The 18,194-nt window shown below is 50.4% G+C and carries 8 protein-coding genes; 5 read left to right on the forward strand and 3 right to left on the reverse strand.

Going from position 1 to position 18,194, the window contains the following annotated elements; translation table 11 throughout:
- Positions 1–85: 85 nt before the first annotated feature.
- From NDA06_RS09000 to NDA06_RS09015, 4 genes are all read left to right on the forward strand, one after another.
- Positions 86–3,955, forward strand: coding sequence for a PAS domain-containing protein (locus tag NDA06_RS09000; protein WP_190984882.1), 3,870 nt, complete (start codon positions 86–88; stop codon positions 3,953–3,955).
- A 99-nt stretch (positions 3,956–4,054) separates the two neighbouring features.
- A complete protein-coding gene (locus NDA06_RS09005) occupies positions 4,055–9,412 on the forward strand; it encodes a PAS domain S-box protein (protein ID WP_242047362.1) in 5,358 nt (1,785 codons plus the stop codon).
- 46 nt (positions 9,413–9,458) lie between these two features.
- On the forward strand, positions 9,459–12,167 hold the full coding sequence (locus NDA06_RS09010) for a putative PEP-binding protein (protein WP_190984883.1): 2,709 nt from the start codon (positions 9,459–9,461) through the stop codon (positions 12,165–12,167).
- Positions 12,168–12,437: 270 nt separating this feature from the next.
- Entirely contained in the window at positions 12,438–12,695 is a 258-nt protein-coding gene (locus tag NDA06_RS09015; RefSeq protein WP_190414119.1) for a hypothetical protein, read from the forward strand.
- On the opposite strand, the gene NDA06_RS09020 is transcribed toward NDA06_RS09015, so the two are convergent.
- Positions 12,692–13,864 carry a hypothetical protein gene (locus NDA06_RS09020; RefSeq protein ID WP_190984884.1) on the reverse strand — a complete coding sequence of 391 codons (1,173 nt, stop codon included), beginning with the start codon at positions 13,862–13,864 and terminating at the stop codon, positions 12,692–12,694. The two genes, NDA06_RS09015 and NDA06_RS09020, sit on opposite strands and share 4 nt — an antisense overlap.
- Positions 13,865–14,216: 352 nt before the next feature.
- On the opposite strand from NDA06_RS09020, the gene NDA06_RS09025 reads away from it, so the two are divergent.
- Complete coding sequence (locus tag NDA06_RS09025; protein WP_190984915.1) at positions 14,217–15,014, forward strand: sugar phosphate nucleotidyltransferase; 798 nt, start codon at positions 14,217–14,219, stop codon at positions 15,012–15,014.
- A 39-nt stretch (positions 15,015–15,053) separates the two neighbouring features.
- Here the strand turns inward: NDA06_RS09025 and NDA06_RS09030 are convergent, their stop codons facing one another.
- Both NDA06_RS09030 and NDA06_RS09035 read right to left on the reverse strand, forming a co-directional pair.
- On the reverse strand, positions 15,054–15,725 hold the full coding sequence (locus NDA06_RS09030; protein WP_190984885.1) for a DUF1361 domain-containing protein: 672 nt from the start codon (positions 15,723–15,725) through the stop codon (positions 15,054–15,056).
- A 30-nt stretch (positions 15,726–15,755) separates the two neighbouring features.
- Positions 15,756–18,077: an MASE1 domain-containing protein gene (locus NDA06_RS09035; protein ID WP_190984886.1), complete on the reverse strand. Its 2,322-nt coding sequence runs from the start codon at positions 18,075–18,077 to the stop codon at positions 15,756–15,758.
- Positions 18,078–18,194 lie beyond the last annotated feature (117 nt).

Here is an 18,194-nt window from a genome sequence, read left to right on the forward strand (position 1 = left end):
ATTAATGAATTTAACTTTAAGAATCAGAGTTTTTTTAAACTTTCACACCGAATTACACCAAAAAATTAGCTGAAGTTCCAGAATAATGGCTGACTCTAATCATGTCAGAAAAAAGTCGTCGAACACGAGCTTCGGGTCGCAGGTCATTGGCCCCATCCTAACAGTGGTGACGCTTGTCGCCATTGAGGTGCTGTCTCAGACAAAATTTGCCATCCCCAACCCAGGCCCGATTTCCCTCACCACGGTTGTTTATGCTACCTTCAGCGGCAGTTTTTGGGCTGGGTTGATTAGCGCAGCGATTTCGCTGGTGTATGCCCTTGGCTTCTTTTCCAACCCCGGACATTTGTTTGAGTACACAGACGAAAATGCCCGTCACTTGCTCGTACTAGCCTTCACCACACCAGCTCTGGTGTTGATGGTCGGGTTTCTAAAGCGCCGCGCAGAACAAGCTTTGAGGCTAGAGGCGACTAACGACATTCTGAATCAGCAACTGGGCGAACGCAAACAGGTCGAGGAAAAGCTGCGGAGGGCAAACGAGCGCTTTGAGCTGGCGGCTGCGGCAATTAATGGGATTATCTACGAATTGGATCTGACTCAGAACACGATAGAAAGGACACAGGGGCTGAGTGAGGTTCTAGGCTATCAAATTGAAGAAGCCCAAACAACTGTTCAGTGGTGGATGGAGCGGATTCATCCGGATGACCGACAGCGGGTACACGAGGAAATAAACAGCAAGATCGCCGCCAGTAGTAGTTTTACCGTTGAATATCGGATTCGCCACAAAAACGATCGGTATCTATATGTTTGGGATAGAGGGCTAATCGTGCGAGATGCTGATGGGCGTGCAGTGCGCGTGGTTGGCTGTACTTTAGACATCAGCGAAAGCCGAATTGCTCAAGACGAATGCGATCGCGCTCATTCGCAATTGGAAACCGAACGCGCCCTCCTAGAAGCGGTGCTGCGGCAGCTACCAGTCGGCGCGATTGTTGCGGAAGCTCCCTCCGGGAAGCTGATCCTCGGCAACGAGCAGGTGGATCGGATTTGGCGTCATCCTTTTCGGCAATCTAGGGATATTGAGGAGTACCGCGAGTACCAAGGCTTCCACGCCGACGGGCGACCTTATCAGCCGCAGGAATGGCCTTTGGCACGTTCCATCAGCACCGGCGAAGTCGTCATTGATGAAGAAATTCAATTTTTGCGGGGGGATGATACGCGGGGCACAATGCACGTCAGCTCCTCTCCGGTATGCGATCGCGCGGGCAAACTCGTCGCTGCTGTTGTCACCTTTTTCGACATCACCCAGCGCTCTTCAAACCAAGCTTTGTTAGCGACGCAAAACACGGTCTTGGAAATGATTGCCAAAGGTGCCGCCCTCCCCTCCGTACTGGATGTTCTCGCCCGGTTGATCGAACAACAGTCGGATGGCGCTCTGTGTTCCATTCTGCTGATGAACAAAGAAAAGCAAAAACTCTATCGCGGTGCAGCACCCAGCATTCCAAACAGCTACTTTCAAGCAGTCCCTGACGGGATTCCCATCGGTGCTGTAGCTTGCAGTTGCGGTACGGCGGTTTATCGGCGCGAACCAGTAGTTGTGTCGGATATTGCCAACGATTTCCTGTGGGCAGAATACAAAGATTTGCCCTTGTCTCATGGATTCCAAGCGTGTTGGTCTGTCCCGATTTTTGCCACGAATGGAGATATCTTAGGCACTTTTGCGATGTATTACCGCAAGCCGCAACCGCCTAGTTTGCACGACCAGAAACTGGTTGAGATATCGACCAATCTGGCAGGCATCGCCATTGAGCGGCACTGCACCGAAGAGGCAAAGCGGCAAAGCGAAGCCCGATTTCGGCGTCTGGTGGAATCCAATATCATCGGGGTTGTCTTCGCCGACTTTAACGGCAATGTCACCGATACCAACGACGCCTTTTTGAATCTGCTCGGTTACACCCGCCAAGAGCTACAAACGGGCAAAGTGCGTTGGGATATCATGACCCCGGAGGAATTCGACGATTTGGATCGGCACAAAAACCAAGAAATGCTGAACTCCGGCACGTGTACGCCTTGGGAAAAAGAATACGTTCGTAAAGATGGCAGCCGCGTTCCAGTTCTCGTCGGGTTGGCTCGCTTGGAAGAATCTCCCGATAGTTGCGTTGCTTTTGTCCTCGACCGCACCCAACGCAAGCGTGCAGAGGAAGCACTCAAAGAAAGTGAAAAGCGGTTCCGTCAGCTGGCAGAAAACATCGATGAAGTGTTCTGGATTCGTTCGGACGCTCCGAAACAGTTACTCTACGTTAGTCCCGCCTATGAAAAAATCTGGGGTCGCACGACCGTAAGCCTTTACGAAGACCCTTCATCCTGGGTGAATTCCATCCATCCAGAAGATCGAGAGCGGGTAATCGCTGCGGCGAAAAAGCAGAGCTACGAAAAGTACGATCAAGAGTATCGGATTGCCCGACCCGACGGCGAGGAGCGCTGGATACGCGATCGCGCTTTTCCGATCCAAAACGATCGGGGAGAGGTTTACCGCATTGTTGGCATTGCCGAGGACATCACTCGCGCCAAGCAGTTAGAAGCGACTCTGCGGCAACAGGCAGAAGAATTAGAGAGAGCAAGCCGGATCAAAGACGAATTTTTGGCAATCGTCTCCCACGAACTGCGGACGCCCTTAAACGCGATGCTGGGTTGGGCGACGATGCTCCGGACGCGGAAACTCAATGAAACCACCACCGCGCGGGCGCTAGAGACGATTGAGCGCAACGCCAAATCACAGGTAAAACTGATTGAGGATTTATTAGATGTCTCGCGCCTAATTCGCGGGCAAATCCGCCTGAATATTCGTCCAGTTGACCTGATATTGGTAATTGAGTCATCCATCAATACCGTCTTACCTTCCTGCGAAGCCAAAGCGATCGCTCTAGAATCAATGCTCGTTCCTGATATTGGCGTTGTGATGGGTGATGCAGAACGCTTGCAGCAAATCGTCTGGAATCTCCTTTCCAATGCCATTAAGTTCACACCGGAAGGCGGACGAGTCACGGTAAAGTTGTCAACGGTCAAGGGGAATGAGTCATCGGGAATCGGGAATAGCAACCCATCGAACCCATTCCCCATTCCCAACCACGCCCAAATTGAAATCAGCGACACCGGATTGGGCATCAGTCCTGACTTTCTGCCCTACGTCTTCGAGCGCTTTCGGCAAGCGGATAGTACAACGACGCGATCGCAAGCGGGTTTGGGGCTAGGGTTAGCCATCGTCCGCCAACTGGTGGAACTGCATGGCGGCACCGTTGAGGTGACGAGTCCAGGAGAAGGACTCGGAGCGACCTTTACAGTGCGGTTGCCCCTCTTAGAAAGGACACAGGTAGGACTAAAAACTTCAGGACTGTTAGCGCAGCGGCAGGAAGTGCAGATTGACCTAGAACAAGCAAATGAGAAAACCCAAAATTACTCTTACTCCTCAACCCTCAACCCTCAGCCCTCAGCCCTCAGCCCTCTTCCCTCCTCTTCTCTCAGTCCTCAGTCCTCAGCCCTCAGTCCTCTTCCCTCCTCTTCCCTCACTCCTCCTGTCCTGAACATTCTGAGTGGAGTGCGGATACTGGTTGTAGATGATGAAGCAGACGCACGAGAATTTCTTTCCACAGCCTTGGAACAGTATGGAGGAAAGATACTTGCTGTGGCATCCGTTCTCGATGCCTTAGAAGCACTCGAACAGTTTCAGCCGGATGTCCTTGTCAGCGACATCGGAATGCCCTTGGAGGATGGCTATTCGCTAATTGCCAAAGTCAGGAACCATTCGGCAGAACGAGTGAGGCGGCTGCCAGCACTCACACTCACCGCCTATGCAAGTTCGGCAGATACCGAGCGAGCGAGCGCTGCGGGTTTCGATGGACACATCGCTAAGCCAGTTGAGCCATCCCTGTTAGCAGAAGCGATCGCTAAGCTTATTCGCTAGACGCACTGCTTGCTCAATTGGCTGAAAGAACGAGAGCGGCGCGATCCCCAAAGTCGGGATTTAACCCTCAAAATAGTATCAGGAGGGGAAAAGCAATCTATGCATATCATACCTTGGGCCGCTCTCGGCTACGGGCTAGTAGTATCTATTTGTACTTTGCTGGGTCTGTGGCTAGGGCCGGAATTATTAAACAATCTTTTTGCAGCGAATGGTTTTATCCCACATGGACATTGCTACTTGTGGAAACCAGGGTTGGTGTCACTTCATGTTGCCACCGATACGTTAATCGGACTGGCGTATGTTTCGATTTCAGTGACGCTAGTTTATTTAGTCCACAAAGCGCGTCGAGATATTCCTTTTCATTCAGTATTTATCGCCTTTGGATTTTTCATTATTGCCTGCGGTGCCACGCATTTTATAGAAGTGTGGACACTATGGATGCCCGTTTATTGGCTATCTGGAACGATTAAATTAATTACAGCGATCGCTTCAGTGACGACAGCCTTGGTAATCCCGCCATTAGTTCCTCAAGTCCTGACGCTGATTGCCTCTGCAAAAACCTCTGAAGATCGTAAACTCCAACTAGAAACGGCAAACGTTGAGTTAGAGACGCTTTACCAAAAACTTAAGGAACTTGACCAATTAAAAACCCAATTTTTTGCCAACGTTAGCCACGACTTGCGGACACCACTTGCCTTGATCTTGGGGCCAACGGAGAAACTGCTCTCCGAGCCGAATCTGACCAACCCAGAACAACGTCAAAACCTAGAATTGGTGGATCGTAACGCCCGTACCCTGCTCAAACGGGTCAACGATTTGCTGGATGTCTCCAAGCTGGAGGCAGGCAAAATGGAAGTGAACTACGCGCTCAGCGACGTGGCTGAGCTGGTGCGGCTGATTGCTGCCAACTTTGAAACCATTGCAGAAGACCGTCAGATATCCTTCGTTGTCGAAACTCCTTCATCTCTTAGGGCGAGTGTCGATCCAGATAAGTGGCAGCGCATCTGCTTCAATCTACTTTCCAACGCCTTCAAATTCACCCCGATGGGAGGTAGTATCCGCTGCATCCTTGCGGAAGTCAGTCCTCAGGAGCAGGGGCACAGAGGCACAGAGGAGCAAGTCTTCGCCCTGGACTCCCTGTCGTCTTCATCCTTCACCCTCACCATTGAAGATACTGGCCCAGGCGTGCCACCAGAACTCCGGGAAGTCATTTTTGAGCCGTATCGCCAAGAGGAATTCGTTACTCAGCAAGGATTTGGCGGTACTGGTCTGGGGCTAGCCATTGTCAAGGAGTTCGTTGAATTGCACGGCGGCTCCATAGAAGTTAACCAGGCTCCAAAAGGCGGGGCAGTTTTCACGACCTGGATGCCGCAAGCAGCACCCTCAGACGTTCTAAGTACCAATGCAGAAGAGTTGCTAGTACCCGATGGGAATCGCGATTTTCATCTGGATGGGGAGACGATTGCGATCGCGCAACCAGCTGCTACAGACTCCGACAAGCTGACTTCGACAAATCTTCAAATCGATTCGACGCGATCGCCCCAGGCGAAAACATCCACAAATTACAAGGAAATTGCCCTTTCTGTAATGGCAGAACTGGGGCATCAACCCAACGATTTGGAATCGGGATTAAATTACCAGTCATCAAAAATTTTCCCATCAGAACAGTCCGCGCAAAATCCTCAAGGTGAAATTTCTAATTCTCAATCCCCACTCGTGCTGGTAGTTGAAGACAATCCGGAAATGAATCGCTTCATCGTCGAGAGTTTAGCGCCAGAGAATCGGGTCGTAAGTGCCCGGAATGGACAGGAAGGATTGGAAAAAGCGATCGCCCTGCATCCTGACTTAATCCTCACCGATATGATGATGCCTCAAATGAACGGCGACCAGCTAGTGCGGGAAGTCAGAGCCATCAAGGAACTCGATACGATCCCGATTGTTCTGCTGACGGCGAAAGCAGACGACGAGCTACGGGTGCAGATGTTACGAGAAGGGGTACAAGATTACCTGATGAAGCCCTTTCATATCGAGGAACTCCGGGCGCGGGTAGGGAATGCGATCGCTATGAAACGCACCCGTGAGATTCTTCAGCAGGAGTTACAAACTCTGGATATAGACCTCGCCACCTTAGCCAAAGAACTCACCTCCCGCCAGCGCGAATTGCAGGCTTCCCATCAAAATTTAGAAATTCGGGTTCGGGAAAGAACTGCCGAACTCGCAACAGCGAATGAATTACTTCAAGAACAAATTGCCCTGGCTCAACAAGCCGAACAAGAGCTGCGGAAGAGCGAACAACGCTTCCGCAGCTACTTTGAACTTCCTTTAGTCGGAATCGCCATCAGTTCGCCAGACAAAGGTTGGCTAGACGCCAACGATAAATTGTGCGACATCTTTGGCTATTCCCGGCAAGAACTCACGCAAATGACTTGGGATCAATTAACTCATCCCGATGATTTGCCAGCCGATGTAGAGCAATTCCAGCGGATTTTAGCAGGCGAAATTGAAGCCTACTCAATGGACAAGCGGTTTATCCGCAAAGATGGTCAAACGATCCACGCCAGCATCTCGACTCGCTGCGTGCGCCGTACTGACGGCTCAATTGATTACTTCGTGGCTCTCGTTCAGGACATCACCGAACGGTACCAAGCACTTCAAGCACTCAAATGGGAAAGATCCATCCTTCGCAGCTTCTTCGATAGCGCTTCTTTGATGATGGGAATTGTCGAATTGGTGGAAGATGACATCCGGCATATTTCTGATAACTCCACCTCAGCAAAGTTCTTTGGGCTAACTCCCGAAGCGATGCAAAATCGACTGAGTAGCAGTTTGGGAGTCCCGCCGCAATACCTGCGATTGTGGATTCATCAATATCGGTTGGCTCAACGCACCCAGACAACCATCCGCTTTGAATACCCTCACGAGACTGACTTGGGTAAGAAGTGGCTGTCTGCTAGCGTCTGTCCCATCGAGGGAGCTTCCAGTTTGCATCCGAAATTTGCGTATGTGATTGAAGACATCACCAACCGCAAGAAATCTGAGAAAGAACGGCTCCAGCTCGTCCGCGAACAGGAAGCGCGTGCCCAAGCTGAAGAGGCGCAGCAGCGTTATCTCTCCCTAGCAGAGGCGATACCGCAGATGGTGTGGACGGCACAGCCAGATGGGTCAGTGGATTACTACAACCAACGCTGGTTTGACTACACGGGAACGACGCTGGAGCAAGCCCAAGGCTGGGGATGGCAGCCTATACTCCATCCAGACGATTTGCAGGCATCGGTAGACGGCTGGAACAATGCTATTGATACGGGTGAGACTTACGAAGCGGAATGCCGCTTTAAGAGAGCCTCAGATGGCGTTTACCGCTGGCATCTGGTTCGGGCATTGCCGCTACGCGATCGCCATCAATGGGTCGTCAAGTGGTTCGGGACTTGCACCGACATTGACGATCGCAAGCGCGCGGAACAGTCACGGCAATTCCTCTCGGAAGCTGGCGTCGTGCTGGCTGACTCGCTGGATTATCAAGCTACGTTAGAACGCCTCGTACATCTGGCGGTGCCGCACCTTGCCGACTGGTGCGCCGTCCATACAGTTGAGCCGGATGGCACGATTCGCCAACGAGCGGTTGCCCATGCAGACGCCTCAAAGGTTGAGCTGGCATGGGAGGTAGAGCGTCGTTATCCCTTCGATCCCAAGGTGCCCCGTGGTTTGGCAAAAGTGTTGCATACAGGTGAGGCAAAACTCGCTCCGGAGGTTTCCGATGAATTGCTCGTCGCGATCGCCCGCGATCCGGAACACTTGGAAATCCTCCGCAAGGCAGATTTCAAATCTTATATGTGCCTACCATTAATTGCCCGTGGACGAATCTTGGGAGCGATCGCCTTTATTACTGCCGAATCGGGTCGTCACTACAATCAGGCGGATCTCTCCTTGGCTTCTGAACTAGCTCACCGCGCTGCCTTGGCGGTAGACAATGCGCGACTTTACCACGAAGCTCAAGAAGCCAATCGCATGAAAGACCAGTTCCTGGCGATTGTCTCCCACGAACTGCGAACTCCGATCAACGCCGTCCTGGGTTGGGCACAGCTACTCCGCAGTCGCAAGTTTGATGAAAACCGGACGGCGCAAGCGTTGGAAACTATCGAGCGCAATGCCAAGGCACAGACGCAGCTGATTGAGTCGCTTTTGGATGTCTCGCGCATGATCCGGGGGAACTTGCCCCTCAGTCTCCTCCCAGTTGACCTAGTGCCGGTGATTCAAACTTCCATTAATTCTGTACTGGCAACAGCTCAGACACGGGAAATTCAAGTAGAGACAGTGCTAGACCCTTCTTGCGGACGTGTCCAAGGCGATCCCGTCCGATTGCAGCAGGTGATGTCAAATCTACTCTCGAATGCCCTCAAGTTCACACCGAACGGCGGACAAGTGACGGTGCGAATGTCAATCGTTATTGGGAATAGGTCATCGGTAATGGCTAATGCGGAAGAATCTCACCCATTACCAATTACCAATTACCAATTACCAATGACTCACTATGCCCAAATCCAAATCAGCGACACCGGAGTGGGTATTACTCCTGACTTTTTGCCCCATGTCTTTGACTTGTTCCGTCAGGCTGATAGTACAACCACGCGATCGCATGGAGGTCTAGGACTGGGACTCGCGATTGTCCGCTATCTTGTAGAAATGCATGGCGGCACCGTCAGCGCCCAAAGTCCAGGCGAAGGACTCGGAGCCACTTTTACGGTGCGCCTACCTCTTTTAGAGAGTACGCAAGTAGGGCTGAAAACTTCAGGAGTCTTAGCGCACCAGCACGAAGTGCCGACTGAGGTAGAAGACACAAATCAAGAAAGAAAAAATTCCTCATCCCCTTCCCCTTCCCTGAATCCTCAATCCTCTTCCCTGAATCCTCAATCCTCTTCACTCAATCCTCACTCCTCATCCCCTTCCTCTTCCCTGAATCCTCAGCCCTCAGTCCTCAGCCCTCAGTCCTCTTCCCTGAATCCTCAGTCCTCAGTCCTCAGCCCTCAGTCCTCTTCCTCTTCCCTCAATCCTCATGCTCTCAGCGGATTGCGCCTTCTGTTAGTGGAAGATGATGCCGATATCCGCGAAGTCGTTGTCACCACTCTAGAGGAGGCAGGAGCAAGTGTGAGAGCCGTGGCATCAGTGCCAGAAGCCATAAAGGCACTGGATCGAGAGTTGCCAGACCTGGTGATTAGCGATATCGGAATGCCGTTAGAGGACGGCTATGGGCTGATTCGCCAACTGCGGAATCGAGAAGCCGAACGCGGAGGCAAAATTCCCGCGATCGCGCTGACCGCCTACACCACTGAGGAAGACCAGCAGCAAACTCTTGCCGCTGGCTATCAGCGCCATCTTTCTAAGCCGGTGGAAACCGCCCAGTTGGTAGCAGTCGTGGCGAATCTTTGGAAATCGCCGGGTCAAATTCGGAATGATGAATAAATAATTAAGTTATGATGCATTGTTCCCTATTTACCCTTTCACCTGAGTGGAAAAACTCCACTGGCTCGACCAAATTCAACCCTTCGACCGCACCCTGGTAGGCGACAAAGCTTTTTCCTTGAGCCGAGTCATACAGCGTGGCTATCCGGTCGTGCCCGGTTTTGTCGTTCCGGCAACCGCAGCCCGTCAATTTCTCGAAAGCATTCAATGGTCGGCACCGCTTGGCTTAGACCTGCCCTATTCTTCGCTACATCTGGATGTAGATAATCCCCGCCAACTACAGAGCGTTGCTCAAACGATTCGGCAGGAAATTACAGCCGCTACGCTACCGTCGTCTTGGATGTCGGAGATAGAATCGGCACAAGCGCATTGGCAAACGAAGGTGCTGATTTTGCGCCCCTCTTTGGCTTTAGATCCGGCGTCTAAAGTTCAGGCAACCGGGGTGCTTTTACCAGAGTCTGGGCTTTTAGAATCCCACGTTTGTCTGGCGACGCCAGAGAGCTTGGCGATGGGTTTGAAGCTGGCTTGGGCAGAGCTGTTTCGTGCCAGAAGTTTGTTTTATTGGCACTGTTGGGGTATTCAGACTGCTCAGCTGAACTTGGCGATTTTAGTGCAACCCGTCTTAGATGCGATCGCTTCCGGGACTCTTCAAGCAACTCCAGAGTGCTGGGAAATTCAGTCAACTTGGGGACTGGGCAAGGCGCTAGTCTTGGGAGAAGTGGTTCCAGATTTCTATCAGGTGCAACCAGAAACGGGGGAAGTGCAAACTCGATATCTGGGCAGTAAAACCCGTGCTTATCGTCTTGAGAACTTTAGGGACGCCCAAACCAACACAAACAGCACGGAGAATTTCACAAACACCCACCCTTCTCGATTAAGGGTAGATAATTGTCTAGAAGCTTATCTGCTCAACGAAGAGCAACAAAATTATTACGCCCTGGAAGAAAAACACTTAGATGTTCTTATTCAACTGGCGAAGCAACTGAGGACTGAACTCGGCCCAACTTTTACTTTGGAGTGGACGCTCTCTCCAGGAAAAGAAAATGAAGGCAACCAGTTGTATCTCACACAAGTCATCGTTGGGCACTCAGCAATGAGCTTGAAGGAGTCCAAAATTAAAGTAGGAGCGGTTAAGGAATCCTTACAGCACTCAGTAGAGATCGGTCATTCCTCCTTGATGCTCGCTCCTTTATCCTTCTTTTCGCCCCAGACTCAGCACCGCCTACAGGAAGGGAAAGTGCCTACAGTGCCAGAACCAGACCTAAAGCCTTTGATCGAAGGGCTGGGAGCGTCAGCAGGACGGACAATTGCGATCGCTCATGTATTAACTGATTCCAATCATCTCCACTTCCCGGATACCGATGGAGATGAAAACTCGCCTGTTAATGGGAAAATTTTAGTCGTCAAAAGCATTACTCCCGATCGGCTGGTACTGCTAAAACAGGCTGTCGCTGTAGTTGCCGAACAGGGTGCGATGACTTGTCACGCTGCCATTATTGCCAGGGAATTAGGCATCCCAGCGGTTGTTGGTGCTGTCGGTGCCACCCGGCTGATTCAAACCGGCGACGCCGTGCTAGTAGATGGTGACAAGGGAGCAGTTTATCGCGTTGAGGCTCAAGCAGGCGAGCGGGAGAAAATTCTTCCGCACTCCTCTCTCTCCACCCCACACTCTGCAGCCTTCACCCCGCACTCTGGACTCCCCACTCCTCACGCTGCACTTTCCACTCCTCGTCCCTCAGCCCTCAGTCCTCAGCCCTCAGTCCTCAGTCCTCAGCCCTCAGTCCTCAGCCCTCAGCCCTCAGTCCTCAGTCCTCAGCCCTCAGTCCTCAGTCCTCAGTCCTCAGTCCTCGCAACTCAACTGCTGGTCAACCTCAGTCAACCCAGCAGTATCAAACGCGCGGCTCAGATGCCGGTGGATGGAGTAGGATTATTGCGCTCTGAGCTGATGCTGCTGGAAGTTTTGCAGGGACAACATCCTCAACGATGGCTCCAGCAGCAGCGTGAAGACGAGTTGAGGGAAATTCTTGCCCAACAACTGTGCCAGTTTGCCGAGGCATTTGCGCCTCGCCCGGTATTTTATCGCTCTCTAGATTTGCGATCGCATGAATTTCAATACTTAGTTGGTGGTTCTTTGGGGCACCCGGAAGCCAATCCGATGCTGGGGATGAGGGGAACATTCAGCTATGTTTCCAATCCCGCCTTGTTCGATGTAGAACTGGCAGCTTTAGTACGGGTGCAGCAATCGGGATATACCAATCTCCGCTTGCTGTTGCCTTTTGTCCGCACGGTGGAAGAGTTTTCCTTCTGTCGCCGCCGCGTTGAACAAGCCGGACTCAGCCAATCGCCTCAATTCCAACTCTGGATCGTCGCTGAAGTGCCGTCGGTTCTATTTTTGCTACCTGATTACGTGAAAGCGGGTGTCCAGGGAATCTCGATCGGCACTAACGATCTCACCCAGCTGCTGCTGGGAGTTGACCGAGACCAAGCGCAGATGGCGGCGGCGTTTGATGAGCGTCATCCAGCAGTCACGCAAGCGATCGCGCAACTCATCCAAATGGCAAAACAGGCAGGAATTCCCTGCTGCATCTGCGGTCAAGCACCGGCTCAATATCCAGAGTTGATCGATCGGCTTGTGCAGTGGGGCATTCCCTCAATTTCTGTGGAACTAGATGCCGTTGAGCGAACCTATAACGCGATCGCTCGTGCCGAACAACGCCTTCTCTTAGCAGCCGCCCGTCGTCAGTTGAATCAATAAGTAGCGCTCGGCAAAAATCTGGTAGAGACGGTTTCAAATCCACACCCACTTTTTGCCCTTTGTCTTAAGTCATTCTATTTTCAAGGGTTGTCTTTCAAGGGGTGTCTGCCAACCGATTTTTCTAATAATTCCCTTCCGAGAAAGGTTAATAGATACTACTTAAGGCTGTTGCCCTTTTACTTCTAATCGTGAACAACTAAAGAGTATACCTATCATAGAATTCGTGTGGTTTCACCTTGGCGAAATCCACTCCTGCTGGAAGAGTACACAATGAGCCGCGTCGTTGTCTGTTTTTACAGTGGCAGATGGATTCCAATTATGTTTTGTCCCTTGGTAGAAGCGATCGCGTTTCACCAGAATGCACTAAAAGAGGGAAAGGAAATTTTTATTTTTCCTCCTAATTGCGATCCAAACGATTTCTTGAGTGACCTAACTTATATTCAACCCCCCGTCCTTGGGGAAGCGGGGGGGTTGACAAACTTAGCAATTTTGAAACCCTACGATCGATCGCAGTCAATCGCTGATTAATAGCGGAAAATTGCTGCTACCGGAGCCTCATCCGGTACTTTTTCCGGCTCCACTGCATAGACTTTACCACCGTTCAAAATTGTATGAGTAGCGGCAAAATCCAACATATCTTCGTCGTCCGCCTGTGGTTCAGGGTGTAAATCTACGGTCATGGTTTCAGGGTCAAAGTGACCCCAGCGCTGCTCGCCGACCGCCACAAACAAAGAATCAACCCGGTGATAATAAGCAGATTGGATGATTTCTTTGATATCGTGGGATACTTTACTCGTATCGTTTCCAGCCAGTTCTTTGTATACCTCTACAACCCCCTCAATATTCTCTTGTAACAGAGGCTCCACAATCGGTAAAGCGAGTTCGTGCAATTCTTCTGGCTTGAATATTTCAGGATTTCCAGTAATCCCTTGCTCTACCAAATGTTGATAAGTATTCGCCTCTTTGTAAATCGGGAAAAGATACTCAACTCCCGCTAACACTAAAGGCCCTTTCTTATTCCGGAAGAAGTCATGCAATGCACCATCAATCTGATGGAAAAATTGCAGGAGATCCTTCTTGATATCATCCTGATCCGGGCTTCCCTGCCCGTGGAAACTACCGGGTTGCTGAAAAGTATTGTTGGTTCCCCCTTTTGATGTGGCAATCCGGATCTGACCGTCCTTGGAAGTCGCGTCATATTGGAGAGCTTCATCCTTGCTTTTCGGCAAGTTTTCAATATGCACCTCTTTGACCGTAGTGCGCGTTGCCTGAAGCAGCCGGACATCCTTTTGGCTAAGGGCTAGGATGTAGAACCGTCCATCGTTGTTGACGATAGGCAACAGCGGCTTAATATGAAAGCGATCGCTAACGATTACCAATTCTTCAACATCAACCGGAAGCTGGTAGTAACGAAAGACTTCGGGAGAGATAAAAATTGCCACCCCCTCGCCTTGGTTTTCTTCCCAAAATTCAGAGTTATCAATCGCATTCGCTTGCTCAAGCCATGCCCTCGCCTCATCCGGGTCTATCCCCATTTCTTCCAAGCGGTTCTCAGCCTCACGCATGAGATTCTTGAAGCGAATCGGATTTTGTCGAATCTCTGGCCCTGCCTTTTCCATCGGCATATAAATCGAGATACAGGGACTAGCGGAATTTTCTATCAAACTTTTTAATTCATCAGTAGACAATAGCGGCATCTGATTGGACTCCTTTCAAAAATATTCAGAAAGGACGACAAAAATTGGCAATCTCTAAAGAAAGATATGGCGGAAAAGGCCATACAGGAAATCCGCCCTTCTCGGGAAATAATTATGGTTGCGGCTGCGGGAAATTCTTAAATGCAAAACCCAACCTAAATTCATTTCAGACTAAGAAAGGTGCGATGCCATCTTTCTTTTGATAGGAACTTTGGCTCACACCTGACCAAAATCCCAGCAAAAATCCCAGCAAGTCTTTATCTGTCAAAAAGATTCAGGGAGAATAATAAGATTAAGGGTTTCCCTATTCCATTCCACCGCAATCGGCATTTTTATGATTGATAGCGATCGCATTCACCAGCGGGAAGTCATTGGACTGCTACCAGCAGGAGGGCAAGCAACGCGAATCGCCCCCTTACCGATGAGCAAAGAGCTGTACCCGATTGGATTTCGTCCGGTAGATAGCGGCAGCGGCACCTTACGCCCCAAAGTCGTGAGTCATTACTTACTAGAGAAAATGCGGTTGGCAGGGATTAAGAAGGCATACACCGTACTGCGTCCGGGAAAATGGGATATTCCGGCTTATTTTGGGGACGGCACCCTGCTAGACATGAACCTCGGCTATCTGATGCTGGGGTTGCCTTATGGCGTTCCTTATACCTTGGATCAAGCCTATCCCTTCGTGCAAGACGCAGTGGTAGCACTGGGCTTTCCCGACATCCTTTTTCAGCCTGAAGACGCCTTTGTGCGGTTGCTGGCACGGCTTGCGGCTGGTAATGCCGATGCGGTTTTGGGATTATTTCCGAACGATCAACCTCATAAAGCCGGGATGGTTGATTTTGATGCCCAAGGACGAGTCCACTTCGTGGTCGAAAAACCGCCGATTAGCGATTTAAAGTATATGTGGGCGATCGCGGTTTGGACGCCAGTATTTACCCAATTTATGCACGAGTATCTCGCTGCAATCCAAGCTGGGCAAGTGCCACAGGCGAAAGAGCTGCCGATTAGCGATGTGGTTCAGGCAGCGATTGACAGCGGCTTGCGGGTGGAAGCCGAAACATTTCCGGATGGAACCTACCTGGATATCGGCACCCCTGCGGATCTGGTGAAAGCAGTTCGTCAATTTGCGGCTGATGAGATTGATATCTAAATTGATTGATTCTCGGCTCACCTTGAAAGAAACAAACGCTTAAGCTGTCGGGGAGTCCGTATGATTTTGATTGGATGGCGACTGGATAGCTTTTAACCGCCTTCGCAAAATTATCCCCAAAGTCACCTGCTTCATCAGCCAGTACAAGCCAGAAATTATGACAAAGGTGACAACCATGACCACCACAGGCCATTTGCCGACCAAGTCATCCAGTACGCTAGTAAATACGGCATCCGGTTGAGTAACAAAATCCCAACTGTTGAAGCGTAGGAATCGCCCTAAATAAATGCCAATGGCGCTAAGACCATGCAAAGTTAGCTCCATCCAAAGAATGTATTTACTACGTTCGTGGCGATGTAAATAGTAACCTAGATTAATTAAAGATATAACGTAAGCTTCAAAGCCAGCCAGGATAACTAACAAATACTGGGGGATGAGAACTAGCGTAATCATCCACACCGAGTAGTTGGCGCGAATATCATGAATCAAGTGAATGATATCTGTCAACAAATAGGGCGCATTCGGCAAAAACGCGATAAAAACTAAGACTCCCGCCCACCAGATGAGCGATCGCTTTTGCCTGCTGCGAAATAGCCAAATACTCAACAGCAGAGGGATAAACGCCAGAAACAGATTCCACGTCATCCAGTCCAGATTGCGGGACAAAACCCGCAATATATTGGAAGTCCAGCGAACCAGCTCAAATTTCATACGCGCTGTCTCATTGTTGAATCAGCAGTTTTAGTTCACATTTTCATTGAAGCTACCAGTATAACCACTGGTTTCGCGATGACCACTCTGCCGCAGGGGGATGACGATCTGGAATGTTGCCCCTAATCCTGGCTGCGATAGACAGATGAGCTGTCCTTGATGATTTTCTACCACAATTTGATAGCAAGTCGATAAACCTAAGCCGGTGCCTTTGCCGACTTGTTTGGTGGTAAAAAATGGTTCAAAAATATGGTTTTTGACTTCCGGAGTCATGCCGATGCCATTGTCGGAAATTTCAATCTGCACCTGAGTGGGTGACAAAATTTGGGTGGTGAGGGCGATCGCAAACGGCTGAGGTGAAAATCCTGAAAGGGTAATTTCATCCTTGGCCTTTTCTTCCTCTTTCATTCTTTCTTCTAAGGCATCAATGGCATTACTAAGCAGGTTGAGAAACACCTGATTGAGTTGTTTCGGATAGCACTCCACGAGGGGTAAGTCACCGTAATTTTTAACCACTTCGATGCCTGGATGTCCCGGACGCGCTTTCAGGCGACGCTGTAAAATCAGCAACGTACTATCGATGCCTTCATGAATATCCACCGGCTTCATATCGGCTTCATCCAGACGGGAGAAGCTGCGTAAGGATATCACAATCTGACGGATACGTTCTGCACCCGTTTTCATGGACTCTAGAAGATTCGGTAAATCCTCAATCACAAAGTCCAGTTCAACCGTTTCGCTATACGCTTGAATCGCCGGGGGTGGGGTGGGATAATTTTGCTGGTAAAGGTTCAGGATGTCGAGGAGGTCTTGAATATAAGCAGTAATATGGCTAATATTGCCAGTGATAAAGTTAATGGGGTTATTAATTTCATGAGCAATTCCTGCTACTAATTGCCCCAAACTCGACATTTTTTCAGCTTGAATTAATTGCTGTTGGGCTTGTTTGAGCGAGGTGAGCGATCGCGCGAGTTCATTATTCTTTTCTTCTAACTCCAGAGTTCTTTCGGTTACTTTCCGATCGAGATTGTGGGCAAGTTCGAGTAATTGAGCTTCCGATTGCAGCAGTGCTTGCTCGATTCTTTTTTGTTCTGTAACGTCTTGAATCGTGCCGATGAGTCGAGCGGCTTTCCCTCCTTGCTCCTGAATAATTTTGCCAGTGCCGTGGACAATGCGCTCAGAACGATCGGATAAAACAACTCTAAAGTCAGTGCTGAAGGCTTGCTTGAAATACGATGCGGCGTCTATCAATTCTCTGACCCGTTCTCGGTCATCTGGGTGAACGGATGTCAGCAATCGTTCCATACTTGGCTCAAATTCTGCTGGTGAAAAACCCAAGATGCGATAAAGTTCATCCGACCATCGCAGTTGTTGTTTAACCAAGTCTAAATCCCAGTTACCGAGATGGGCGATCCGTTGGGCGTTGGCGAGACTGGCTTCGCTAGAGCGCAGTGACGCTTCAGCTGAGGCGCGTTCCGCAACCGCCGCCCCCAAAACCAAAGCAGTGACTGCGATAACGCCCATGAAGGCTTGTAAAAATTGCAAAGCTTGGTCGGTATTAATGGCAACTGCCGCAAACGGCCCATCCCCCAAGGCGGTGCCCCAGATAGCAATGCAGGAGACAAGTAGAGTTGCCAATACAGCGCCTTGCTGATTAAATCGGAGGGCTGCCCAAGCGACCAAAGGGAAGGGCATGTAGGCAAGGGGATAGTGAGCGATTGCTGTAGCAGTTTTGGCGAAGAAAACTGACTGGGTGACGGTTGCAAGCAAAGTCAGCAAAAGCATCGCCTCGATGATTCGCTCTCGTCTTGTGTCTAAGCGAGGAAGGACACTCCAAGTCAAGATCGCCGGGACTAACACTAAAACTGCCATGCCATCCCCTAACCACCACGTCCACCACGTCGTCGCATAGTCGCTCCAAGGGATAAGATTTGCCCAGCAAAGAGTCGTCAAACCCAGAGTGGAAGCGACTAGAGTAGACAGCATCACAGACAAGCCGAGAAAACCGAAAACATCTCGCAGGCGATCCAGAGAGGGGCGCAAACGAATCGAACGAAGCAACGTGACCCCGACTAGAGCCTGCAAGGTGGTAGCCAAGCTGCCAGCAATGGCAACAGATAGGGGTACGTGCAGAACTACTTTGGCAAATAAAAATTCACCTAGCACGACTCCAGGCCAAAGCTTTCGCCCCCCGATAAACAGCACGCCTTGGGTAATCCCCGCCGGAGGCCAAACCGGCGTTACGTACTTATTCAACACCGGAAGCGCCAGTGATAGTTTTGCTGCACCAATGTAGATGGCAGTCAGTATGGCGACGCTGGCTAAGTATCGCCAAAGCCGAGTTTGGGACATAATACGGCGGTTTAGGGGTTCAAAATGCGAGATGTTTTCTCCTTGCAACCATAATCCGCTGAGCTAGATGTTGCAAAGGTAAATATAGACAAATTTTTAACTGAAGGGAGAAATCCG

Source organism: Trichocoleus sp. ST-U1, from assembly GCF_039961835.1.
Classification (GTDB): Bacteria; Cyanobacteriota; Cyanobacteriia; order Cyanobacteriales; family FACHB-T130; genus FACHB-T130.

What these genes read in the sequence shown, in the direction of transcription:
- NDA06_RS09005 (WP_242047362.1), top strand. Translation starts at nt 4,055, where the DNA reads ATGCATATCATACCTTGGGCCGCTCTCGGCTACGGGCTAGTAGTATCT.
- NDA06_RS09035 (WP_190984886.1), bottom strand. Translation starts at nt 18,077, where the DNA reads ATGTCCCAAACTCGGCTTTGGCGATACTTAGCCAGCGTCGCCATACTG.
- NDA06_RS09020 (WP_190984884.1), bottom strand. Translation starts at nt 13,864, where the DNA reads ATGCCGCTATTGTCTACTGATGAATTAAAAAGTTTGATAGAAAATTCC.
- NDA06_RS09030 (WP_190984885.1), bottom strand. Translation starts at nt 15,725, where the DNA reads ATGAAATTTGAGCTGGTTCGCTGGACTTCCAATATATTGCGGGTTTTG.
- NDA06_RS09015 (WP_190414119.1), top strand. Translation starts at nt 12,438, where the DNA reads ATGAGCCGCGTCGTTGTCTGTTTTTACAGTGGCAGATGGATTCCAATT.
- NDA06_RS09000 (WP_190984882.1), top strand. Translation starts at nt 86, where the DNA reads ATGGCTGACTCTAATCATGTCAGAAAAAAGTCGTCGAACACGAGCTTC.